The 26,044-nt window shown below is 40.3% G+C and carries 17 protein-coding genes; 4 read left to right on the forward strand and 13 right to left on the reverse strand.

Annotated features, from left to right (window positions below; all coding sequences use genetic code 11):
* The coding region (locus tag C7475_RS00005; RefSeq protein ID WP_110049666.1) for an IS66 family transposase at window positions 1–1,083 on the forward strand (1,083 nt) is incomplete at its 5' end.
* 437 nt (window positions 1,084–1,520) lie between these two features.
* On the opposite strand, the gene C7475_RS00010 is transcribed toward C7475_RS00005, so the two are convergent.
* The 4 genes from C7475_RS00010 to C7475_RS00025 all read right to left on the reverse strand — a co-directional run bounded on the left by C7475_RS00010 (window position 1,521) and on the right by C7475_RS00025 (window position 10,440).
* The gene (locus C7475_RS00010; protein ID WP_110049668.1) at window positions 1,521–4,235 is read right to left on the reverse strand and encodes a sugar-binding domain-containing protein; all 2,715 of its coding nucleotides are present in this window, start codon (window positions 4,233–4,235) and stop codon (window positions 1,521–1,523) included.
* A gap of 338 nt (window positions 4,236–4,573) precedes the next feature.
* The gene (locus tag C7475_RS00015) at window positions 4,574–5,302 is read right to left on the reverse strand and encodes a DUF4397 domain-containing protein (RefSeq protein WP_110049670.1); all 729 of its coding nucleotides are present in this window, start codon (window positions 5,300–5,302) and stop codon (window positions 4,574–4,576) included.
* Window positions 5,303–5,334: 32 nt separating this feature from the next.
* Window positions 5,335–6,810 (reverse strand): RagB/SusD family nutrient uptake outer membrane protein, encoded by a 1,476-nt coding sequence (locus C7475_RS00020; RefSeq protein WP_110049672.1) that lies wholly within the window; start codon window positions 6,808–6,810, stop codon window positions 5,335–5,337.
* Window positions 6,811–7,038: 228 nt separating this feature from the next.
* Window positions 7,039–10,440 (reverse strand): SusC/RagA family TonB-linked outer membrane protein, encoded by a 3,402-nt coding sequence (locus tag C7475_RS00025; protein ID WP_110049674.1) that lies wholly within the window; start codon window positions 10,438–10,440, stop codon window positions 7,039–7,041.
* A gap of 502 nt (window positions 10,441–10,942) precedes the next feature.
* Here C7475_RS00025 and C7475_RS00030 point away from each other — a divergent pair.
* The 3 genes from C7475_RS00030 to C7475_RS00040 all read left to right on the forward strand — a co-directional run bounded on the left by C7475_RS00030 (window position 10,943) and on the right by C7475_RS00040 (window position 16,202).
* A complete protein-coding gene (locus C7475_RS00030; protein WP_110049676.1) occupies window positions 10,943–11,494 on the forward strand; it encodes an RNA polymerase sigma factor in 552 nt (183 codons plus the stop codon).
* Window positions 11,495–11,539: 45 nt separating this feature from the next.
* Window positions 11,540–12,685, forward strand: a complete 1,146-nt coding sequence (locus C7475_RS00035) for a FecR family protein (protein WP_110049678.1) — start codon at window positions 11,540–11,542, stop codon at window positions 12,683–12,685.
* Between the two features lie 889 nt (window positions 12,686–13,574).
* Complete coding sequence (locus tag C7475_RS00040) at window positions 13,575–16,202, forward strand: prolyl oligopeptidase family serine peptidase (protein WP_110049680.1); 2,628 nt, start codon at window positions 13,575–13,577, stop codon at window positions 16,200–16,202.
* A gap of 441 nt (window positions 16,203–16,643) precedes the next feature.
* On the opposite strand, the gene C7475_RS00045 is transcribed toward C7475_RS00040, so the two are convergent.
* The 9 genes from C7475_RS00045 to C7475_RS00095 all read right to left on the reverse strand — a co-directional run bounded on the left by C7475_RS00045 (window position 16,644) and on the right by C7475_RS00095 (window position 25,795).
* Window positions 16,644–16,985, reverse strand: coding sequence for a hypothetical protein (locus C7475_RS00045; RefSeq protein WP_110049682.1), 342 nt, complete (start codon window positions 16,983–16,985; stop codon window positions 16,644–16,646).
* A 1,696-nt stretch (window positions 16,986–18,681) separates the two neighbouring features.
* A complete protein-coding gene (istB, locus tag C7475_RS00055) occupies window positions 18,682–19,413 on the reverse strand; it encodes an IS21-like element helper ATPase IstB (RefSeq protein WP_110049686.1) in 732 nt (243 codons plus the stop codon).
* Between the two features lie 57 nt (window positions 19,414–19,470).
* On the reverse strand, window positions 19,471–21,027 hold the full coding sequence (gene istA / locus C7475_RS00060) for an IS21 family transposase (RefSeq protein ID WP_110049688.1): 1,557 nt from the start codon (window positions 21,025–21,027) through the stop codon (window positions 19,471–19,473).
* Window positions 21,028–21,464: 437 nt separating this feature from the next.
* Complete coding sequence (locus C7475_RS33395) at window positions 21,465–22,124, reverse strand: transposase (RefSeq protein ID WP_110049692.1); 660 nt, start codon at window positions 22,122–22,124, stop codon at window positions 21,465–21,467.
* On the reverse strand, window positions 22,118–22,492 hold the full coding sequence (locus C7475_RS33485) for a transposase (protein ID WP_370445412.1): 375 nt from the start codon (window positions 22,490–22,492) through the stop codon (window positions 22,118–22,120). The genes C7475_RS33395 and C7475_RS33485 overlap by 7 nt, the downstream gene beginning before the upstream one ends.
* A gap of 541 nt (window positions 22,493–23,033) precedes the next feature.
* Window positions 23,034–23,282, reverse strand: a complete 249-nt coding sequence (tnpB, locus tag C7475_RS00080; RefSeq protein WP_370445401.1) for an IS66 family insertion sequence element accessory protein TnpB — start codon at window positions 23,280–23,282, stop codon at window positions 23,034–23,036.
* A 48-nt stretch (window positions 23,283–23,330) separates the two neighbouring features.
* Entirely contained in the window at window positions 23,331–23,612 is a 282-nt protein-coding gene (locus C7475_RS00085; protein WP_110049698.1) for a helix-turn-helix domain-containing protein, read from the reverse strand.
* 398 nt (window positions 23,613–24,010) lie between these two features.
* Complete coding sequence (locus tag C7475_RS00090; RefSeq protein WP_110049700.1) at window positions 24,011–25,192, reverse strand: FecR family protein; 1,182 nt, start codon at window positions 25,190–25,192, stop codon at window positions 24,011–24,013.
* A gap of 45 nt (window positions 25,193–25,237) precedes the next feature.
* A complete protein-coding gene (locus C7475_RS00095; protein ID WP_158286366.1) occupies window positions 25,238–25,795 on the reverse strand; it encodes an RNA polymerase sigma factor in 558 nt (185 codons plus the stop codon).
* Window positions 25,796–26,044 lie beyond the last annotated feature (249 nt).

A 26,044-nucleotide genomic window follows, 5' to 3' on the forward strand; every position in this document is an offset into this window, starting at 1 on the left:
CGTAACAAATACCTTCTTCCATCTGCGGACGAGACTTCATCGAAAATTATTATCGGAACTTTACCAACATTGCCAGTTGCAAAATCTATGATGGGACCAGGATTACTGGCTCAACTGGTTGTAGAGAAGATCTGCGATCATCTTCCTGTGCATCGCCAGCAACAACGTCTGGAAAGAGATGGCATAAAATTACCATACTCAACACTGAATGATGGCTTTGCTAAGACGGCTGAGTTGATTACGCCTGTTTATAAAGCCCTGGTGTCGGAAACACTGAGTGCTGATTATCTGCAGGCTGACGAGACGGTGGTCCCAGTGCTGGACAAGGACAAGAAAGGGAGCACTCATCGGGGGTATTATTGGTTGTATCAGGATAATGTTAACAAGCTGGTGGTCTTTGATTATCAACCTGGGCGTGGTCGGGAAGGGCCCTCAGAAATGCTGAAAGATTTTTATGGTACGCTGCAAACAGACGCTTACTCGGCGTATAATAGTATCGTTGATACTAATAACATAACTTTAATCCACTGTCTTGCACATGCAAGGAGATACTTCGCTGACGCTATTTACAGCGACCGTGAAAGAGCAGAATACGTGCTGGGACAATTACAGCTCGTCTATCAGATTGAACGCGATAGCCGGGCGTTAAATCATGATAATGAAAAACGAGCAGTTTCAAGACAGAAGCATTCCTTACCTATACTCCAGGAACTAGGAATATGGATGGAAGACCAATACAAGCAGGTACTTCCACAAAGCCCTATAGGAAAAGCCCTTGCCTATAGTATAAAGCGCTGGGATAAGCTCTGTGCCTTCGTTTATGATGGAAAGCTACATCCAGATAATAACGCGGCTGAAAGGTCTATAAGGGCGACTGTTATAGGCCGCAAGAACTATCTCTTTGCCGGGAGCCATGAGTCAGCAAAGCGAATCGCGATGCTTTACAGCCTGATCGGGACCTGTAAACTGCACAACATTAATCCCAGCCTTTGGCTAAAAGACGTTTTAACGATTATTAACGACCATCCCATCAACAGAATCAAAGAACTTCTACCTCATATCTGGATCACGAAGCAAAAGTAACGCTCTCCAAGATCATCACCTAGATGCTGTCTACCGGATACTTACCAATAACGGAAGTATTATCGGCTTTGCTGCGCCGGATCGTGTTAAACGACCATGCTTCTAAAGCTTTAGAGGGAACAGCATAACTTAATACCCGCTCAATCCCACTATCATTAAGCCTGGGATCTATCCACTTTTTATAAAGGAATTGGCAGCACGTGCGGCATGCGAAACGGACCTAGTCAGATAAACTGCCGTATGAAGTGTGGTTGTTAGAAAAGACTGCCACCTTTTCTTTCTTGAGTAATGTCCACCATGAACGCCGGCGCGCTACGATCATCACGAAACAAGTTGGAAAATAAACAGGAAAGCCGAGGCCTTCCTGTTCGGGTTACGCTTTGGTCGGAACTAACTCAAAAGCGCAATTTGTATATCGCTATTGACAGCTTATTTATTTAATTGACATTGGGCCAAGTTGGCTCCCCACGCTGCATTTTTTCGAGATTGGTTTTAAGCTCTTTGTCCGCAGGAGCAGCAGCAACCGCCTTTTTTTGCCATTGAAGTGCTTCGCTCTTTTGTCCTAACTTATAAAGAAGGTTAGCATAAGTATCGAGGAGAGCTATCATCTCTTTTTGTTTTAGGCCATGGGCCGACATGGTGGCAACTGCTTCCAATGCGTTTCTGTTATCTGTGTTTTCAAAAGTTGTCCACGCCATCCTATTTATCATGTCGGGACTTAACCAGGGGCGTTTATGCCCATATTTCTCAAACCAGACCTTTAAAGCTTTTCCGAAAGTCTCCCAGTCTTTGTGATTTATACTATAAAATACCCGAGTTTGCCAAACACTTTCTTGACCCAGATCACCGTATTTGTCTATAGCGCTTTTTTCCATCGCTTGCCAATCTGGTATCATGCCTTTCTTAGTATATGGTGCTATTTCATCAGCTTCAATGGCCAGGGTGATACGCGTCTCTGCCATATTGTCTAACACTTCATTTGCTCTATCTACATTGTTGAGCAAAATTTTAAAACCCCGAGATCTGGTGTTATTTGTGAATTGGGCAATGAATTTAAGGTTACTTTCAAGGAGCGGATTATGTAGCATCTGAATATATTCATTAGACGCTTTGACAACGGTTATTGTATCCTTGTTTTTTTGGGCCACCAGGGTTAATTTACGAAGAAAAGCAGAATCTCTGCGCCCGCTATTGTACTCTCTCAACAATTCAGCATATGGTTTATTGCTTGGATTCGCAACCTTGGCGGAAAATCCCTTAGTAGCTAAAAAATAGTTGCTGGTTGCCGGCCATATTTTCGAATGTATGTCTCTGAGTGTATCTGCCGGCAGTTTGATTACGGCCCTGTCATAGGTGAGGAGGCCATTTTGTTCAGACTCTACATCGAACGGCTGTGTATAAATGGATCCACTAAGCCCCTGCCTTTCCAACACTTTTAATGAATCTAGCATTGCTGTGTATTGCTTCTGCATGATTGGAGGGGTAACTACACCATCGTATCCCCAGCCCGTCGCCAAGTCATCCCATAAATGTGATTCCACTGGCACACCAATCCCACCAAATTCACCCAATACCATTGCTTTGCCTGGTTGATTGGGTACATTTCTTGGAAAAGGATAGGAATGTACGTCAGTCATATCTGCAGCCACCCATGCGTTTGGTGCGGGGCTACGGAGCTGATTGTTTACGTATAGCATTTCTCCCGAGTGGCCATTTACAAGTCGGGTTGGGTCAAATTCTTTAATCCATTTCGTAAGGCGCTCCTGATCGTACTGGCCCCATTTTTCATTAAACAGTACCCATGTGATAATACAGGGATGATTATAAAGCTGCGCGATGTTTATTTTATTTTCCTTTTCAAACTGGTTACGGGCCTCCTTTGTATCATTGCCAGGGTTTATCATGTCTTGCCATATCAGCATTCCCAATTTATCAGCATGATAGTACCAACGATCCGGTTCTAACTTTATGTGTTTACGGATGGTATTGAACCCCATTGCCTTAACTGCTTTGATGTCAAACTGTAAGGCTTCATCCGTTGGAGCTGTGTACAAACCATCTGGCCAAAAGCCCTGATCTAACGTGCCAAGGTTATAGGTGTATTTATTATTCAAAAAAATTCTATCAATTCCATTTTCATCCTTTTTAATTGAAATTTTGCGCATACCGAAATAACTTCCTATTTCGTCCACGACTTTACCATTTTTAACCAGTTGGATTCTTAGATCATAAAGAAAAGGATTATCCGGGCTCCAGAGGCGGGGACTTTTGATCTGTGCAATGATAGGTTTACCAGCAGGCCCGAAGGAGCATGTTATCGGCGTATTGCCGTTTTTTACTAGTACATTAATTGAGAAATCAGGTAGAGCCGTATTAGTATTAAACTGCTCGTTGAAGTCATCATAAGAGGTTGTTCCTCCATCAGTAATGACAACCTCTACGGCTACGGATTTCGAGTCAATGTTAGGGGTGATTTTGAGAGTCTCAATATGATGTTGTGCCACCACCTCCATCCATACGGTTTGCCAGATACCGCTGCTGGGAGTATACATAATTCCTTCGGGTTTTAAGGCCTGTTTCCCATGGGGGTTAGGGCCGGCATCAGTAGGATCCCAAACTTTAACAACAAGTTCATTGTTGTCAGAGAGTAGGTTATCGGTGATATCGATTGTGAAATGTTGGTAGCCTCCAGTATGTACCATAAGTTGTTCGCCATTAATAAATATGGTCGATTCATAGTCAACTGCACCGAAATGGAGCAGCACCCTTTGGCCTGAAACGATTGAGGGTTTTGTAAACCTACGACGATACCACAACAGCTCCTCGGGTTTCAATTTCTTTCTAACGCCAGACAAGGCAGACTCAATAGGGTAGGGTACTAATATAGAACCCGTATATGTAGTTGGGACAGCTGAATGTTTAGGCGTAATAGTATACTCCCAAACGCCATTAAGGTTAATCCAGTTATTTCTCACCAGCTGAGGACGAGGATAGTCGGGTAATACATTACCTGCGCTCACCTGTTCGGACCAGCGGGTGGTTATGGAACCGGTTTGAATTTGCCAGGCTGGCTTTTTTTGAGCAATAACCGCAGTATAAAGAAAAAAGGCGAAAAGGCCTGCGACTAACAATCTACATTCTTTTCTAAACATTACGTTAGTAGTTTTATTTGTTCCGGGTATTGATTTTTATTCTTATTGCAGTCATAATACTGGTAGTTTTTCCAACATTCCTTGCCTGTTTTCAACTTGCCATGCATTGGTTCTTTTTTCTGAACCGGTTACCCCAAGCATAATCGTTAATTCCAAGGCTTGAAGCAGCATTTACATTTACACCGTATTTACACGCTTTTCTGGACGAATTCATCATTTCATATGTGCGGAATCGCGTGCGTTACATTAAGCGCTCTGATAGGTTGCTTTCAATATTCGACGGGATAACGATCCGTAGCGTAGTGCCGGAACTCTAAGAGACAGTCCGCAGTGAAAGATTACCAATTGTTCATCCTAACAACTTCTATTCCTGGCCAGGAATCTTTAAGGCCCCGTATTATTAAGGTTATATGTTTGAATCTAGCTAGTTTGTTATAGTTGAAACTGGTAATAAAATCACCAGTGATTGCATCTCTGATTTCAAATGTGTATGAAAAATTTGTCGATGTAGCAGGATACAATTTAAACCCGGTAATCTGTTTATAGTTTAATTGAGCTACTTCTGAACCCATTGGGTTACCTGAAATGTTTATGCTGATATTTTGGAAATCCTCTGACATATTGATAAACCTAACACCGGTAAGACTGTCTGTAATAGCCCTTAGAGTGTCCTTCTGCAGCACATAACTAGCACTTGTCGGTTTTCCCCCAATAAAAAGTGAATAAATATCGCCTGGATTACAACTGATTGTTTGATTGAAGATTGGTTTAGTTGTATCCTCGGCTAAAGTGACAGTCAATGGAATAGTCCTGTTAGACGGAATTCCAAACGTCAACAAGCCATTTGATGAAGTTCCATCAGAAGCCCAATAACTAAGCCTCTTGGTGGTTGCATAAATTATACTACCTCCGGTGAAATTCATATTTAAGTCATTGTTTTCTTCTGCAGCAACTGCATTCACCAAATTAATCGAGGCAGATGCGCCTGTAATATCAGCTTCTGTTTTGTTACATGAAATAAAAAAGAGTGCAACAGAAATAAGCCCAAAAAATATTTTCGTATTCATTACGGTGAAATTAAATGATGAGTTGTTTGTATTTAAGGCTGCTCTTGATACCCAGGATTCTGGTGTCCCCTTAATGCTGGATTAAAGTTAAATTCGCTGTAAGGGATTGGGACAAGCGCTTTGTAGGGCATCCAAGTTCCCCCTTTTTTAGGTGTTACAATCGACATGATATCATTTATTTTGCCTAAACGCTTAAGGTTAAACCATCTATCCCCCCATTCTAAGAACAGTTCCACCTGCCGCTCTTTCTGAATCGCATTTACCAAATCTTCTTTGGTTGCTGCGTGTGTGTTCGATAAGCCGGCCCTGTTCCTAATTGTATTCAGGTCCGTTTCAGCACTATTAGGGCCAGTTAATTTGTTCTGTTGAGCCCGTGCTTCGGCTCTAATAAGATATTGTTCGGCTAATCGTAGAACGGTTGTATACTCCATCTGATCTATAGTTCCCCATCCCTGTTTATATTTGTAAATTATAAGTGTCCCAGATGGACTTGTTGTTATCCACTTATTTCGACGTTGGTCATCTGCCTCGAAAGCTTCCAGTAAGTGAGTGCTTGGGAAGAAAATTGGATTCCCGCCGAACGCATTAATGAGGTAACGTCCATCCGGCGTGTTTTTGCTATCATTATTTAGAATGTTAGGTTGCAGTTGCCAAATAGACTCTGTGCTGTTTTTTAAAAACACTTGATCCAGATCAGTCTGTAGTTCAAAGTTGTTATTGTTGATAATTTTTGTTGCCTCTGTTTCTGCTTCTTGCCATTTTCCCTTGTATAAATAGACCCTTGCCAATAAGGATGTGGCCGCGGCTCTGTTCGGACGAATGCGCTCCATCGTTGGCGCTAGGTCTTTATCCAAATATTCATCAACTAAGAGGTCTTGCGCATCAATTAAATCTTGTTGGATTTGTCCATAGATCTCTTCTTGCGGAGATCGTGATATTGAAGCGTTAATCTTAAAGTCGGTTGTCATTACTAGTGGGACGTCACCATATAAGTTGGTCAAATAAAAGTATATCCATGCTCTACTGAATTTTGCCTCACCTGTTAAAATTCGCTTTGTTCTGTCTGGCAATGTTGTTGATCGCGATATATTCTCTAAAATTGAATTAATTCTATAAATGGTTTCTTTATAGGAGAGTATCCAAAGATTCCAGCCATCTTGACCGGTGTAGCTATTCGAGTACTCCAAAATAACCTCAGGTATTGTTGTGCCCAATTCATCTGCCATTACTGCGGACCGAATGGAAAGTCCATTATCACCTACATAGGGCAAATTTGCAGCAATGGGCGAGTATACACCGTTCATTGCTGCTACTGCGGTTGAGGTATTTGCAAAAACGGTTTCATTTGTAGTTCTATCAATCGGTAGATCAACTTCTATAAGCCTCTTACAGCCTGTGACAATAGAAATTGTGACAAATATGACCACAAGTGTGAAGCGAAGTTCAGATAAGTGCCAAGATCTGATTTTTAATCTTATAACACTTTTTATAGACTTGAGATTTTTCATTTGCTTTTTTATTTTGATTGTTTATCACAGTAAGTGCTTTTATCACTTTATTTCGTTTCCAGCGGTAACCGCGGGCTGTGAAGGAATCTCAAATAGTATGTTCATTTTAAGGTATCTCTTCGTCGCAATTGACCATAAATATTGTTCTGTTAAATTCATTTTTGCGTCTACATTAGGATAATCGATGGAAATGTCTGTGAGCGCCATCGAGCTTACTCTGATATTTGATTATAATCCAATTTGAACTCCTCCCACGATAGTGCGTAGAAGGGGCAATGATGTAGCTGATTGTATCTCTGGATCCAAGCCTTTGTAATTTGTCAATGTTATCAAGTTTTGTCCTTGAATAAATACTGAAAACGTTGCGAGGTGATATTTTTTAATCCTTTCATTAGGAAAATTGTATGAGAGCGATACATTCCTCAACCTAATAAAGGAAGCATCAACCCAAGCTAAATCGCTCGATCTTGCCCTATTGAGTAAATTTCTGAGAGGGTTTGCAGTGTTGCGGGATGTCAATTTCTGAAGGGCTGAAATATCTCCCGGATTTTTCCAACTTTCCATATATTCCATTGGTAGGTTGCCAAATTCTGGCTCCATACTGGAGAAAGATCCGGGATTGAATGAGGTAAAGGCTGGATCAAATAAATAATTTTTCCCCATTTGCTTTGTTAGCTGAAGGAAAAAGCTAAAATTTAGTCCCTTGAACGTTAGAGAATTGTTTATTCCCATTGTCATAGGAATTGTCTTTATTTTTAGTGCGTCTACAAAAAAATTGTCTACATCGGTACTAATATTTTTATCTCTAGTTTCAAATTGATATAGACCATTGGCTGTGTTTACTCCCTTTGACCGATATGCGATAACAAATCCTGTAAAAGGCTCTCCTACCGTAACGAAACGATTGAATCCATAGCCATTATATACACCCTCCGGCCGCGCCAGAAGTTTGTTATTTTGAATGCCGAAATTTGCGCCGATCGTCCATGAGGCATAGGGTTTATTTAAGATTTTGGTATTTAATATAAAATCCCATCCCATGTTCTGTATGCGTGCGTCCTGATTCTTTACAATGGCATCTGCACCAGCTGTTGCAGGAAGAGGAAACCTACCTAGTTGGTCGCTAGCACGAGTTCGCCAATAAGCCGCTGTAAATAATATTCTGTTTTCCAGGGCGCCTAATTCCAGCCCTACTTCTAACTTCTTAATCGTTTCCCAATGGTAATCCGAGTTTATTGTTCCTAGAGATATCAACGGGGTGGTGTTTTGGTAAGAATTCCCAGACTGAGGCTGATATAATTCTATATACTGGTAATCGCTAATTCCATCATTGCCTGACGTTCCATAGCTAACCCTAAACTTGCCAAAGGACAATAAGGGCAACGTTCTTTTAACGTACTCTTCCTGAGTAAAGATATAGCCAGCACCAAATGACCAAAAGTTTCCAAATTGGGAATTTGGGCCAAACCTGCTACTGCCATCACGACGGGCAGTCATATTGAATAAATATTTTCCCAGCACATTAAAATTCAATCTTCCGAAGCCTGCGACATATTTATATTGGGAACTGGAATTGTATCCTGAGATAATCGGAGCCGCTGCCATACTTTTTAATAAGGCATCATTTGTGTAACCTTCTCCTCCAATATATTCGAGTTCCTGCTTTGAACTCTGATAAGATGCACCTAGTAGGGCCTCTATTTTGAACGTGCTGAACTCTTTGCTATATGCTATCTGTGGGTCAACTGTGAATGACTGAGATTTGGAAGTAGATCGAAGAGCGGTGCCTGTATTAGTTGAGATGAATGGATCCGTCGAGGCAATTGGATATAATGATAAACTACTTGCTCTAACTTCTGCAAAGCCAATACTGGTCCTTACAGATATATTGTCTGACAATTGATAGCTTAAGTCGGCACTTTCCCTGAAGTTTGAGTTTGTTGCTTGTGTCGTTCTTAACAGCTGGGCATACGGGTTTACCCATGTAGACGCTTTGACGAATGCGGTAGAATCTGGTTCCCAATTGAGACTTCCTTCGGCATTATACAAAGAAGGGGCATTTGGAGCAAGGGAAACTGCTAGCCTGGTAAAGTCTGTTCCAGGAGATAATATGGTGTTGAATGTATAAGAGTTGTTTAACTGCGCACGAAATTTCCCATTTTGGGAATTGCCTGATATGTTTAAGTTTGTGGTGCCGATCTGATACTTATTTTGTCCAGGATAAACATATTTCTGAGTGCTGTAATTACCACTTAAGAGATACTGGATCGTAGGTGATCCTCCTTGTACGGATAAGTTTGCGGTATGAGTCGTGGCAGTACCTCCCAAAAACACTTTCTGCCAGTCGGTATAGCGAGTTTGATCCCACACGGTAAAATCGTAGTTATTGCGATTTTTTACCACCGATGTTTTGTCTGGAATTGGTAAGTCATCGTTTTTATATGCCTGTTTTCTTAACTGTAAATATTGCTGTGTATTTAACAAGTCCAGTTTATTACTTACCTGGCTAAAACCAGTTGTCAATGTTAAATTGAGCGCCATTGTTCCCGATTTGCCTTTTTTAGTCGTGATTAAGATTACTCCATTTCCTCCACGTGAGCCATAAATGGATGTTGCATCGGCGTCTGTTAGTACATCTATTTGCTCTATCTCATTGACGTTGATCAGGCTAAGTGCTGAGATTTGATCGTTGGTAATCTGTAGTGATCCCAACGCACCTGCTTGTATTGTATTGGGATAGGGGATTCCGTCGATAATAATCAATGGTTCGGATCGTAGAGACTGTGTACTTAAACTATTTTGTCCTCGCATTTGAAATTTAATTGCCGCATTCGGAAGACCGGAAGAGGGGTTTATTACTAAATTAGGTACTCTTCCCTGCAAAGCCATAATAGGATTTGAAACGGGTTGTTTCGCAAGCTCTTCTCCTTTGACAGTGTATACTGTTGCTGTGTTGAAACGCTTCGTAGTGTTGTAATATCCTTTCACAACTGTTGCGTCAAGATCTGACACATACTCTTTCATTGGTATGGTGCCAAGATTGCGTCTGCCTTTCACCGAAACCTGCTGCGTTAAAAACGATATACTGGAAATTGTAATTGATGCAGAACTAGGTACCCCATTGAGGACAAATGTGCCATCAAGACCCGTTGTTGTCCCTCGACTAGTGCCGGAAAGGGCCACCGTCGCGGAAATAATGGGAGACCCTTTTTCATTAATTACCTTTCCAGAGACTGAAATGGTAGTGTCTGACAAAGGAATAGTTGAAGATTCAGTTGTAGCCGATGCCTTTCGTATTGTGATTGTACTGTCATTAACTTCTACCCAGCCCATTCCACGAGGATCCAGCAAATCATGCATTACTTCAGTAAAAGGTCTTTTCTTAACGTTAAGGGAAACATTATTGAAAGGGGCAAGTTGCAAGTTGTTAAAATAGATTGTAATACCTGTGTTTTTCGATATTTTTTTAAGAATTACACTCAAAGAATTACTCTTTGCGTTCAGTGTAACCAACTTCTCCGAAATTCTGGCATTACCCTGAGCTTCGGCAAAAGAATAACATTGAACACAAATAATTACGAATAATAGCTTGTATAAAAGCCGGTTACAGGAATGAACAGCTGAAGGCATAACTGCAATTAATTTGGTTGATAAAAAATGGTTGGTTCAATTTATAATGGTGCTCCAGACACGTTATATTAAAATATAAGTGGCACGTTTATAATAATTTGTTTAGCGGATAATGTTTATTTCCCCGAAATACCGGCGGAGCTTTTGTGGTTATTGGTTCAGGAAAGGAAGTATGAGATTTGAGGGACCAAAACGATCCTTTGTGCTTGCAAAATAGCAAACACAGGCTTTTATGAATTGTATGGTACCAATAGTATAAGTCCCCATCCCTCTAATATAACAACGCAAGAGTTTAAAAAAGGTATTATGAGAATGTCAAAATAATTTCAAGAATTCTATAAATACATCCACCAGATCAAATTTCTCCAGTTTATTAAAAAATTGTTACTTTATGGCTAAATTGGACAAGAATCAGTCAATCCCAAACATCTAGCTAATTTGATTTTTACTATATATATCTTTTTTGTCGGGAACAAAATACTAACCAACCAGCACCGGAAGTATGAAGGATGAATACAGAATCCTGAACAGTGATCTCTTGAAGCAACTTATGGCGGGAGAGGAACAAGCTCTTGTCAAAATCATTGATGTGTATCGTACCCAATTGTCTTACTACGCCTATTATTTCTTAGGTAACGTCGATGAAGCCAATGATGTCGTCCAGGAAGTATTTATCAAACTTTGGATGGTAAAAGATAATCTCAACAACAACACTTCTTTGGAAAAATATTTAATAACCTTAACTAAAAATCTTTGTATATCGGAATTACGGAAAGCCCAAACAAGGCTGCGTCGTGCAGGAAACTATGCTTATGGACAACCTCGGTTTTATAATGCTGACGAACTTGAGAACGCCGAACTGGGTAGTCGTCTTAATGCTGCCTTGCAATCTCTTACTGCCACTCAGCAAAAAATTTTTCGTTCGGTTTATTTAGAAGGAAAGAGCCACCTTGAAGTAATGAAGGAGTATGACATAAAACTTCCAACTGTTAAAGTTACAATCTATACAGCGCTAAAAATTCTGCGTGCTAAACTGCATGATATTGTAAAATAAAATATTTTTAATACTTTTCCATCACTTTCGCGTTATTAACTTGTAATGCAAATAGACCACGAACTTATAGAAACCCTCGTGCTTAAGGAAATTTCCGGCGATATCAGCGCGCCTGAGACCGCTTTGCTTGATCAAATGTTGAATAGTAGTGCCTCGGCGCGTGAATTGGCAGTAATAATTCGCAAAAAGGTTGATTCTGTTGAACTGAATAACTATTTGCAAACAAATGGCAATAAGGTATTTACACAAGAGGTTTTATTTAAAATTTACGAGCGTAAAAAAAAGCGTAAATCTATATTGCGCTATGTAAGTATTTCTGTTGCCGCAAGCCTGATTGTCTTCATTGGTGTATGGTACTCTTTAATTAGACAGGAAGCCAATGGTGTTTACGGAACGATAACACGGGATCCACATACGTCCAATAATATTATATTGCAGTTGCCTGGCGGGGAGGCGATGCAACTTGACTCTACCGAGCAGAAACTGCAGGTTGGGAAATTAACTATTAATACTCGCAACCGTATGCTTTCATATACTGACGACGAGGATGCATCTCTAATGCAGTATGCCACTTTAGTTGTTCCGGCAGGAAAAGACTACAAAATCCTGCTTAAAGACGGTTCGGAAATTCATCTTAATGCAGCTACTAAGTTGCGCTTTCCCTTAACGTTCAAAGGTGTCTATAGAGAAATAAGCGTCGATGGCGAAGCCTATCTAAAAGTGGCTCGTAACGCCAGGATGCCTTTCATAGTCCATTTGCCGAATGGAACTGTAGAAGTACTCGGTACTGAATTCAATGTAAATACCTATGATAGTTCCAGGGAGAGAGTTTCGTTGGTTTCCGGATCCCTTAAAGTTACAACGGCTGCCAGTACGGCATTGTTAAAGCCGGGGATGGAAGCCGTGGCAACGTTAACAGCCGTTGATACAGGCATGTTTAATATAGAAGAAGTGCTTGCCTGGAAGGAAGGTAAATACTATATCGACAATGCAACATTGACAGAATTGAGCGCTGTTTTAAGCAGGTGGTATGGATGCACTGTGATCGTTGATACGGAGAAAGCCGCAATTCAGCGATTTACCGGTGTGTTGTATAGAAATCAACCGGTAGAGTTCATGTTAAAGAGCATTCAACTTACTAATACTATTAGTTATACTAAAGACGAAAACGGCATCATTCACATAAAATGAGACTGCGCCTCATTCGGTAGTTTAGCATAAAATGATACGGTGTTTAAGTTGTTAGTAGCTTGCTGCTCATTAAATAATATCCATGTTTTTAAAGGAGGCCGAAGGAGTTGTCTGCTAACAATGCAATGCTTATACTAATCAATAGTTCATAACCCACATTGTAATGGCTATTATCAAAGAGTAAAAAGTTTGCAAATATGTTATTTATAAACCACATTTAGGTTGTAACTAGCATTGGATTCCGGTGATAGTTAAATGTTCCGTGTCTACAACAACACTGGAGTTGACTTAAATAAGAAGCTTTCGCTTGTATTGAATAATTAATCGCCATCTGCTCTAGTATAAAAGTGTTCCATACAGGAAACTGTGGATGTTGTTGAAATTACTGGCAAACCGTGGTGCCCCTTCGCAGGCAGGTATTATCCAACGTATGATTGCCAACAAAACCACGTAAAAGTAAATACGCTTTCATTGCATCGTTAATTTCTATTTCTAAAAAATAGAAACGCACTAGCTGCCTATTTTGTGTTGTTCCACTTGTCAGTTTGAGTGGAGATCTCTCGTAATATAATTTACTTTTTAAGAGCCTAAGATGAAAACATTGGAGTAACAAAATGAGCGTTGGGGGGAGCCTCAAATCCAGTTAGATTTTGGGCATTTAAGGAGGCAATAGTATTTCTGGGAAGTTGCGCTGCTTTATAAGGATGAACTGATAGGTGTATCATGATTGGTGGCAATTTTAATGTCGAAAAAACATTATATTATATGTCGTTCTTGCAATTTACAGGAGTTGATATTTTGCTTTTAGGCGTGGCTGAAATGCTATCACAGTGTGGTATAGTAGTTTTAAAATTGGTTGACAAACATATTGCACATATTTATTGATACTATGAAGAAATATTTTGTTTTTATTGTAACGCTATTAGCTATGGGCACGTTATCAGCCCAGAAAAAAGTTCTTGATTTCAACGCAATTAATTCATGGCCCAGTGTAACGGGATACGGGATATCTAATGACGGGAAATATTTATGGTATACATTGGATTCAGGACGCATCGGGAGTACACTGTTTATTGCTGATGTTTCCGGTCAACGAAAGTTAACATATAGTCGTTGTTACGGCCCAAAATTTTCTAACGATTCTAGACACATTCTGTTTATGTCTGGAAGTGGGGTTTACAAAATCCGATTATATGATTTCAAGGAGTTGTTCATAAAAAATGCAAAAGACATAATAATTTCAGAACATAGTAGTTGGGCATCATACTATCAAGACGGTGAAATGAAATTGGCAAATATTGACAACGGGTCGCAATTTACCTTCACCAATGTCGTGCAGCGTTGGTTTGATCCTTCCGGTAGACATTTATTAATCAAATATCGAGACTCCCTGTCGTTATTTAACCTTGTAAACTTACAGTCAAGAAAGTTGGTTTCGCGGCCAAATGTTGGTAGTATTTGTTTTAATAATTCCGGGAGCAAACTTTTGTTCTCTGTAGAGGGTGCTAACACATCTATATACATGTATTCGGAAACGACTGACAAAACGGAATTAATCATGTCGGATTCTTTGGTAGAGTTGGGGAAAAGAATAGCATTATCTGGTCAGGGCTTGGGTTTTAACAAGACAAGCGATATAGTTTATTTTAAATATAAGATACTTCAAGATGCTCCACAGAAGGATAGCAATTTGATAACAAACTTTGTTGATGTTTGGCATTACAGAGACCGATTTCTTCAGTCGCAGCAGTTGCTGCAAAAAAGTCATCAATCAGGTATATTTAATCCGGAGCAACTTTATCAAGGCGTTAAACCAATAAATGGCAAGTCGGAAGCATTTTTATTGGAAAATGCTGATACAATCATACATCTGTCTATCGGAAATAAATATGGGCTGGTAAAAAGTGTAAATAACATTGATGAAGTTTACTGGAATGAAGAAGAATGGCCTTCGTATCAGCTTGTTTCACTAACGGACGGTAGCCGTATTGATTTTTTAAAGGCAAGCAGATGCGTTTTCCAGGTAGCATTATCTCCTTCTGAAAAATTTATTACGTGGATAGATACCACTTTGGGAAAATATATTTGTTATAATATCGAAACGAAGCAGACAATACCATTGGAAACCAACGATAACAGTGATAGGAAATTATTTCCAGGAGGGATGATTTTTGACAGCTGGACTGAAGGAGATGCATCGATTATTTGTCATGACGATTATGATCTTTGGAACATTGACCCTTTAGGGCATAAAAGTCCCATTTGTATTACTGGGGGATATGGCAAATCAAAGAAAATTAAGTTTTCGATAATAGAAAATCAAGATCAGTTTAAAAAAACTGGGAAGGGAGATGAGATTATTGTTGCGGCAATAGATGATTCTACTATGGATAATGGATTTTATAAAATTACATTATCATCGTTTTCTACACCTAAAAGATTGTTATGGGGGCCGCATTTATATTATTTCCCAGGACTATTCATTGGCGGTCCCAGGCCACCTTTGAAAGCATTGAATGCAGATGTTTATTTAATGATACGTCAGAGTGATACAGAATCTCCAAATTTGATGGTAACCAAAGATTTCATTGGACAACATTTTATTACTGATATCCATCCGGAGGGGACTTTCAAGTGGTATAATACAAAGTTGGTCTCATGGACAACCAGTTGCGATGAGTCCGCAAAAGGCATTCTGTACATTCCTGATGATTTGGATACTACCAGGAAATATCCCATCATTTTTAATTATTATGAAAAACGTAGCACAGAATACCGCAGATATCATAAGCCAGAATTAAGTGTTACCAATATTAACATTCCATACTACATTAATAAGGGGTATCTTGTTTTTGTTCCTGATATTCCTCAAAAGGAAGGCCACACATTTGAAAATGCTCTGAATGTAATAGAGAGCGGTGCGTCATATCTAGCGCATCAATTCGGTTGGATAGACAAATCAAAAATGGGATTACAAGGGCAAAGCTTTGGAGGAACAGTTACAAATTTCGTAGCCACTCATTCGAAGATGTTTGCCGCCGCACAATCGAGCGCAGGGAGAACGGATTTTATTAGTTGCTACGGAGGTCTTGGTTTCGGAGGAAAAAGTTTACAAGGTGTGGTAGAAGTTTTTCAGAATAAATTGGGGTATACGCCCTGGGACAGGCCTGATGTGTATATAAATAATTCCTCCATATTTGGTGTTGGTGATTGTGTGACACCATTGCTTATTGCGCACGGGACGGACGATGCTGTTGTTAATGTAAGCCAAGCTATTGAATTATTCACTGCACTAAGGAGAGCGGGGAAGAAAGTGTGGTTCCTTCAATATAATTCTAATCATGTTATGGAGTCGCGGAGTGAAGTTGGAAAGGATTTTATGAAGCGCCAAGCGCAGTTCTTCGATTATTATTTACAAGGAATGCCAGCGCCTGTTTGGATGACGCAAGGTATTCCTACTAAATATAAAGGAATAAAATCGGGCTTGACATTAGATGGTCCCAACAGAGTTCCATGACTTTCTGCATAGTATCACACATTGAGCCACATTCTTGTGTTGATGCGGCTACAGTTTTTTTTAATAGACTATTTCGGATATGTTTTACGATTTCTGAACTTAGACTTAGGTTAATATCTAGATGACGGATCAGTAATTAATGATTGCGATCGTTAAAGTGCCTGAAATAATTGATCTGGAATTAAGACACCATGGCCTCAGCTCGATTGATTGAAGTTTCTAACTGGGAGCAGTGATGGTGGTCCAAATGCCTAATATCACCCGGAAAAATTATGAAAAATTGTTAATGAGAGTAAGGGAACATTACAAGGATTTGCATGAAAAGATGTATGATCTCTCGTCATTACAAAGAGTCTCCACGACTGAAGGTCGTGGAGACTCGTATTTGTTAATTTGGCAATAGTCGCAATTGTTTGCAACTATACAATAGTACCATTTTAATTAATCAACTGAAGTAACCCGGGTAAGAACGGTTGTAGCTACAGTGCAATGGTTAGGAAGAGTAATCGTCTGAGTACCACCTTGCCTTGTCAGAGTAGTAAATGCGTCAGCTTCAGCTGTAGTAGAATAAACTATTGACTGAACACCAACTCCTGCGATGGTAAAGAACTGGTTTGTAGTCGTGCAAATAGGACTAGTAGCAGTATAAATTGTTCCGTTCGTAGCATAAGCAAGTGTCGTCGTAAACACTGGATTTCCGTTACGCATAGCTTTAAATGCGAATGCGCCTCCTATTAATGCGAATAGGGCAACGGCAGAAAGTACGATGCGTGCTTTGTTCATAAAATAGTTGCCTTTATAAATCAAAAGGCTAAACTTAAAGATATTAAATGTTGCCTACTCTTTTCGATGGTTTTCGGCTGTCCCATTTGCGCCTGTTTGCTAGCGTCATCAGGCAATACTGAATCAGTATATTATATATATAGTTATTTTAATGTAACGACAATAATAATCATGACATACGGTTCTATGGACTCGATCTTTTATTGTGTTCTCTATGTGGTTGGAGACAGGAATAAATTCTGGTATAATTACAACTTCATAACACAAATCCAAATAAATCTAAGGGTTAAGAATGTCGTCAGTATGGCCGTGTTATCTTTTTATCCCCTCACGAAGATAAATTCGTATGAGACAATTTTACTTACTATTCAGGCTACAAAGTTTGGATAGCGGGATTTTATCCGTTTTTTCCATTGTACTGGTTTATGCGTTTATGCTATCGTTTCCTTTTTGGTCGTTAGGCTAATCTTCCGATTGTCAAACTGCAACGGCGGAAAACCGTTAGAATGCCGACAAATTCTTTCCTTTTTATGGTAGTATCTATCTTACTATAGGGAGCAGTTACCCAGCGTTTGGCCGCGTTGCAATACATCCCAGACATTATATTATACAAATCTTTGTGTGCATCAAGTTATTTTGCGTTATATATCAGTCGATAGCCGTGATATTAGTATTTGTAGTTGTGAATACTGTGCAGTAGTTAGGGATAGTAATGGTTTGCGTGCCACCGATTCTGGTCAATGTATATCTCGCAGTTGCAGGAGCTGTGGTTGATAGTAAATTAATGCCAGGACTTCCAACTGGGGGAAGTGTAAAGAACATGTCTGATCTGGTCCAGCAGAATGTGGCACCACCCGCTCTAGTGTAGATAGTGAAATTTGCATTGAGCTGTGTTGTTGTAGTGAAGACTGGGTTGCCATTTCGCATGATTTTGAATGCAAGGGCAGCTCCAGTTATAGCTAATAATGTAAGGACAGTAAATACAACGCGCGCTTTGATCATAAGATTATTGCCTTTGTAATTAAAAGGCTAAACTTATAGATATTAAATGTTGCCTACTCTCTTCGATGGTTTTCGGCTGCCCCATGATTAAGAAAGTTCTGAGAAATAATGACGAACCAGTTTGGAAGCAATATCTATAACTTTGGATATACAGGTTTAAGCCTCCTAATGCGATCCAGAATGCGTTACTATAGTTTGTTATGACTTGAGATTTGGGACGATTTATAGGACAGTCTTTTGTACTAGAATAATATTATGCTGTTATTGCTCTATTACCTTAATTGCAAGTATTATTCTGCAAATTCAACCGATTTTTGGGTACTCATGAGGTAATTTTTTTACATTGTTTTCCTTTTCACCATTTTTTCGTACTTCTCTTTTCATACAACTGCTGCATATAATATATCAAAAAGGGTTTCAGATTATTCTGAAACCCTTTTTGATATGAAAAAAGCTACTAATTTAACGAACAACGTTTTCTACGAAATTGGTGGTGCATTGTCAGTTGTTTGTTTTAGCTTTATGCAAATTGTAGTAATACTGTGTCCTAAGACATAGTAGATTTCGGTAAATTATGGGACTTCGGGAATAATTTATTTTTCATGCTTTTGTTTATGTATATTCCGGACAAAGTGAACCACCATTCCGGTGCAAAGTGAACCACTTATAAAGCACATCAATAGCGTTATCAAAGTTAGTTAGTTTTTGCTTTACGTTTTGATTCACCCTTAAGATCTATTTTATGCATGCGGGCTGTCAATCTGTCCATAATAGCATCTGCGATGGTAGGTTCATTTAAGTAATCATACCATTTGCTCAGCGGTAGCTGAGCCGCAATAATTGTAGATCCTCTACCATACCTGTCTTCCATAATCTGTAGTAAGGTGAGCCTCATATCATGCGTAAGCGGTTGCAGGCCGAAGTCATCTAATATCAACAAAGGTGTTTTGGCGAGATGGTTCAACCATTTTACATAGGTCCCATCTAATCGTGCTGTTGCTAGTGATTCAATAAATCTATTCATGGAATAATACAGCGTGCGATAACCAAGAGTACAGGCCTGACGGCCCAATGCACAAGCTAGATAACTCTTGCCACAACCGGTGGAACCACTGATTACAATGTTCTCGGATTTTTCAATAAAAGAGCCATCGCAAAGTAGCTGTAGCTGTTCGGCAGTAAACCCTCTTGCTGCGGAGCAGTGTATTTGTTCCAACACTGCCTGGTAACGTAATTTGGATAAGCGCATGTATAATCCGGTACGTTGCTGACTACGATACCCTAATTCAGCTTCTGTAAGCATCGCTAGCAGAGCATGAGCTTCTGGTTGTTGATGTATGGGAAGATCTAGCAAGGCTTCATAACGTCCAGCCATACCATGTAGTTTTAGTTGCTGTAGCTGGGCTACTGTTTGTTCTGTATTCATGTTGCTTTTGTTTTATGGTTCTAATAATTATTATAGAATGTGGTGAAGGGAGTGTTACTAAAAAGCATCTTTTCCTCTTAGATTATCATGTAACGGCAGTTGAAAGGCCACCTTACTATCATCGGGAAGTGATTGCTGATCTAAATTGTTGGAAAGTATATTGTTAATAATCCTGTAGGCATAGGTGCCGCCTTGCAAAGCTCTCTTACAGGCAGCTTCCAGCCGTTCGTTGCCATACGTCCTCCCTAGTCGCAACAACCCTTTACAAGCGAGGAACGCCTGCTCACTGAACTGCTTGTTTAGCAGTAATTTGTCTATATAATGGCTGGTAGCCATACCTATAGCGGTGGCTTGCCTGCGAAAATAATCCGGATCCCAGCCTTGCTGGTAATGCTGGTGTGCTTCCGGCATATGTTCTTTGCAGGTGGTATAGCCATGGCGCTTGTAGCTTCGTTTATGAAATGCTATCCTTTGATGTGCATAATAGATCTCTACGATGTCTGTATCATATATTGCCTTAACCATTTTGCTGATGTAAGAACAAGGAACGCTGTAGTAATGCCAGTCTTCTCCTAATACGATGTGGTAATTACGCTGCACCTTTGCTTCGGTATTATGCTTAATAGAAAATGGATGATCTGGCAAAGGCTGCAGCTGAGATTGTTCCTGTTGTTTAAATAACTGCAGTCGACTGTATTCCTTCCTGTGCATCGAACGACTATTATGTAAGCTAAGCTGCTCATTAACGGCAGCACTCAGCTCTTCCATGCTGAAAAACACCTTATCACGTAATGGTGCATAGATACGCTGATAAGCCAATCTCACAGCACCTTCTACTGTGGCCTTATCTTTAGGTTTAGCTACCCGCGCCGCCAGCAATGTTATATTGTAATGTAAAGCCCATTGCTGTATCATATCTGTGAATACAGGCTCATAACGGCAACTTTTGCTTACTATCTGCTTCATGTTATCCGTCTTCAGGTTGAATGGAACTCCTTTAAAGTATTGCAGACAATTGTTTAATGATTTTGCCAACTGAGGAAGAGTAGCATCAGGCATAGGTACAACGTAGGTATAGCCACTGCAGGGTAATACACAAACCAGCACGGGGCAATAGATAATCTCACCGGTTTGGCGATCCGTATAAGCGAGTTTATCACCCGCAAAATCAACCATCATCATTTGGCCAGGAGGATGCTCAAAATGCATGGAAGTATCCCTTATACTACTATGACGAGATAACAAATCACAGAACTGTGAGTAGCCATATCCATCCGGATACTGTTGCAAATACTCCTGCCACAGGAGTTGGCGGGTAACTCCGGTACGTCTAAGTTCAAGGAGAAAATAGCTTACCCGATCTTCAAACGCCTGTCTGCGCTCATCTTTGACGGGGAAGACTACGGCGTTGTATATAAGTTCACTGAGCGCCGCATCGTCCATCGCTAATAGCTGTTGCCAGCTATAGCTAGTAGCTTTAAGCCGTTGAAGATAATGGCGCACTGTATTGCGCGATATGTTTAACTGAAGGGCAATCTGCCGTTCAGAGGAATTACGTGATGAATGCTGGATAATACTGCGTACAATATGCATCTCTATAACCTTGTTGGCCATTGCTATCCGGTAATTTTTACCGCAAAGCAATGGATTACTGAATAGATGTGCTATTGTATGCGCTTTGTAAGTGGTTCACTTTATGCCGGAATGGCAGGAATAATTATGATAAGGGTGGTTCACTTTCGTCCGGAATCCTGGTTAATCAGCAATATAAATCTGTTATATGTGGTTCAGTTTACCCCGGAATCACTGGTTCAGTTTGGACTGGAATTAGTGGTTCAGTTTACTCCGGATTATACAGTTTATTTATTATCATCAAATTAGGAAAGCGGAATATGGTATACGTCAATTAATTCAGTAACCTTCGTCACAACGCGCAGGATGACTATTTGAGAAACCTTACCGTGTTTCACAACAGCGGCCCGCTTATAATTTCATTCAAATTAGTTCAAACGTAATGATTCGGTTCTCGGCATTGATGAATTAATCAGATATTACCTTTGCTTGGGTTCTTTCTTCTTCCAGTTGTGCGGTAGTAAACTGATAAGCTGATTGGCGGGGCAGTCATGCAGACGATCATAAACATCGCAGAGGTATGTAAATGAATCAATGTCATTAAGGTGACATGATTCACTCAGAGAATAAAATAAAGCTACACGTTCGGCTCCATGTTCATTGCCTGCGAACATTGAGTTCTTGCGGAAGATGGTAGCAGGACGGATTACTCTCTCTACACCGTTGTTGTCAGGGGCGACATATCCATTTTCAGTAAATGCTTTTAAACGTGGCCACTGGCCCACTGCATAATTGACTGCTTTAAAAATAGGGGTTCCTGGTAAATGCTCCTGGTCTTTCTGTTCAAGTAGCCATGATTTAATTTTATCCAGGAAGGGAATAGTATACTTCTGGCGAAGTTGTAAGCGCTGGTCCGGACTAAATTTATTCCTATCAGCATAAGCTTCTATCCGGTAGATGACATTGAATAATGTCAATACCGGGGCTACAAGGTTTTTATCATATTTTTCAGCCTTCTTAAAACCACGACGGATGTGTACCAGGCAACTCATTACCGTAACCTGATCATTATTTTTGAAGGCAGCAGTGTATGATCCCAGACCTTCGGTCTGAAGTATCCCGTTAAAATCTTTCAGCACCTCTCCAAGTATATGTTGGTTTCAGGATGCGTTAAATTCAAACAATACCAACTTGTGCTCTGGGGAGAGGAACACCTATAGCCAGCCATAGAGGGTTCACCTTTGCCCACATCACTTAAATATTTAAGCTTCGTCTCATCAGCCTTGATATATGTTGACTGCATAATCACCTTTCGCAGGCATCGCAGCAGTCGTTGTAGTTTTTTATAGGTAATGTCTTCCCACCCGTCAACTGTAGATGCTGCACAGTCGACACCTGTAGTGCTTTTGATAAATTTCAGCTGGCGGTAATAGGAATCTCCGTATCCAAAACGGCGGCTGTGAAAATGAGCAAGTAATCTATTCCCCACAGTGCTTTTTTCAACCATTCGCGGTTTTACAGGCTCACAGATGATTTTCTTCTGCTCATTGATATATTGCAGGTGTTCTTGCTGCACCTTAATGATCTTGCCCGGTTGATAATCTTAATAGGTAGTTACCTTTCTTCCCATTGGCTTGAGACCCGTTTTATCAATACTGATATCAATAGTCTCAGTTTGAACTTCAAGCCATGATGGCTGCACTCTTCTTCCAATATGAGCGTGGTATCTTTTCTTCTTCCGGCTGCCTTTGATTATTTCTTGATTTGCCTGATATACATCGGTAGAAGTGGCAACAATGCTAATGATCTCCTCTATTTCCTGTGTACCCCTGTCAATGTGGAGATTTGTTGTAAAGCGTCTGTTATCGAGGTTACTAATTCGGGGCGCACTGCGTTGTTGTCGTGGTTGCGGCTGTATAAACGCAGATGATATTAGAATAGTTTGGTTACAGCAACATTTTTTCGCTCATATCTTTTCCTATACCTGATTTCAACGCCTTCCAGGATCAGCACTACATCCTTCTTGTCCAGATTAACTGATCGTATGGCTAATCATACACCGGCGTCCCAAATGTACCCTGCGCTAATCTTTTATGATATAGTGCATGGCCATCACCTTCAAAAGCCAGCATTTTGACCTGCGTGCGTCTGCCATTGAAGAAAAGATAGCTCACTCCACGGTTCAATGGATCCTGATCCATCATATTCCGCACAATCGCGGATAATCCATTTATGCCCATCCGCATATCAGTATGATGGGTATACAAATAAAAATTATAACCTGCAAGAGACAACAATGATTAACGATTTTTCAGCGTGAGTAAATATTTTGCAGGAACGGGCTGCTAGATCTTTATGCCCATCAGTTCAGCAAACAGCGGCTGATACTCACCTTGAATACTGATCGAGTCAATATTGATAGGTAAAATGGCAGGCTTGGTTAAGACCGCCGTATTGATTTTTCTATACTTGCGAAGCCAGTAGTAAAATGTCTTCTCCTTGATCTTATTGGCTGCGCAATATTGTGCAACTGTTTTGCCAGACGCAGGATACCTACTGACAATCTCTTTCATCATATCTGCTTTGGTTGCAGGATGATCATTTCCTTTAACAATGGTCTTTTGCATAATATTGTTTTTGCAAAAGTCTGAAGATTTTAATTCTCTTCGGGAATGCTCAGCTCCGAATCATTACGTTCAAACAGAGGAGTTTCTTTTTAGCACTGAAGATATATCTGCTGTGGTGATCATTTTAAGCATGGACCGTGAGTTGAGGAAAGAAAATATATTGATATAAGTACACATAATCATAAGGATTTTCAGTTTCACCAGTAAATTGACCATTGTACATGTAGGCGCACTTATTTTCCTTTGGTGATAGGAAAATAGAAAGCCGGTAAAAAATTACCAGCTTGTAAATGAATAGCTATTTTCCTGCAGTAAGTGCTCCTATTGACAACTGACTGTTTTGCTATCGGGGGTAGGAGGCACTATACCGCTGGCAGGGCCATAGGATTTTAACCAACCTATTTTAGATGAATTACGTTTCCAACCTCCGTGATGGTGTAGCCACCAGCTGCTTGCTTTATCAGCGTACTAACCGGTAAGTTTCGGTCCAGCACAAGGCGAGCCTTAACGCCGGCGGGAAATGGTCTGTCAAAAACTATCTTTTTACCAAAATACCTGGCAAAGGCTTGTACGATCTGGGTTTCATTGGCGTCGTTTAGGAAAATCACGCCAGTGGTCCAATTTACCTCCTGGGGATCGAATGTTCCAGTCACCAAATGTTGATCTTTAAGTGTTGCCATTCGACCTGGCTCCAGCGTCACGTTTTTATTGCCACCTGATACCTTCACCTTGCCTGAAATAAGACAGACCTGCTGCTGTTCAGTATCATATGAATTAACGTTAAATGCGGTCCCCAATGCCTGCACACGGATGTTATTGAGATTAACCACAAAAGGCATGGAAGGGTCTTTGGCCACCTCTATGTACGCTTCCCCCTTAATGGAGATCTCTCTGTAGCAATTGGAATTTATTGGGAGCCCGGTGTTGAATTCTAAATTATTTGCGCTGCCCGAAGTATTACGTGTTCCGAAAGTGAGTGGAAAGCTGACGCTGGTTTCCGAATTAAGACGGATCAGTGTTCCATCTGATAATTTTAAATTATATGTTTTGCCGGCAGGCACCTCGATGGTGGCCGTCTTTTTTGAATTCGGTGTAATTGATATGTTGGGTGCATTTTCACCGTCAACCATTATTGCTCCATGATGGTTTTGTCGAAGGTTGTTACCAAATAGTTTTACCGGCTCTTCATTATCAATTCTCAGAATGGCCGGCCTGATATTGGGTTCAGTAGCAGCAATTATAGGTTGTGGCGCTGCCCGTTCTATGAATTTTAGTGCAAAAATGCCTATCGTAACCAGTAGGGCAGTGGCCGATGTTATAGCAGCCAGTGAACGTCTCGCTTTTTTTCGGATTCTATACCTTCTGCGTTCATCGCCTGTCTTGATGATCCATTTTATTTTATTTGCTATTTCTTCTTCAGATTCGGTCCTTTCAAGTTCCTGCTGCACCAGGGCGACTAAGGCCGGTGCCTGCGGGCAGGTTTCCAGCAAGGTCCGCAATCGACGTTGATCATCGTTTGATAGCGTACCGGCTATTTCAGCAATAATGAGGGCCTTTATTTCGGTATTTGTGTGCTCCATTGTTATATAGTTAAGACAATCAGGAATAAAAAAGTGAGTAAGCAATCAGGAAATCTTTTTTAAAAGTTCACGCATCTTGGATAAACCCAGCCAAAGATGTTTTCTCACCGTTGTAATCTTCAATTGTATTGACTGTGCAACTGCTTTGTGTCTTTGTCCTTCAATTACAACTTTGTTTAGTATGATGGCCTGCTGCTTGGATAGTTTCTGGAACGCATTCATAACCCGCTCCGCATCAGCAGCTTTTTCGGATTCAGCGGCTTCCTGGTACTCAGATGGAAGTTGAACTGTTTCCTGAAACTCACTCGCTTTTTGGTGTTTTGACAACTCGTTGTTTTTCTTTTTAACATGATTTAATGCCCTATTGGTGGCAGCTTTTGATAAATAGGAAGGTAGATCCATGATATTTAACTTATCCCGCTCATCCCAGACTTTTATCAATACCTCCTGTACTATGTCTTCTGCGTCCTGTTGGTTGCCGACGATAAAATAGGCAGCTTTATACATGTCCTTGCCCCAGTGTCTGTAAATTTTGTCCATCGCCTGGTGGCTGCCCTTCTTTAACTCCTCCATTAAAATAACTTCCTCTTCTTTTCTTGTCATTGATACGAGATGTGTTTTGGCTTGATAAAAAAAATTAAGCTGGACTAAATAAAAGTTAGCCCTAAAGTCACATTGTTTGTTAGGAGTCATAGAAAGTAAATGAGGTCGCATTAAGGGAAAAGTTCGAGATATAGACAATGCAACCTTGAAAAGTGAGTAAGGGTACCGACAAATTTTTATCATTGTCTGCGCTACCAACATGCGACAAATATCCTTGTTTCACTACAATTGTCAGGTGATTTTAAATAA

The organism is Chitinophaga sp. S165 (assembly GCF_003182155.1).
In the GTDB taxonomy this organism is placed as follows: Bacteria; Bacteroidota; Bacteroidia; order Chitinophagales; family Chitinophagaceae; genus Chitinophaga.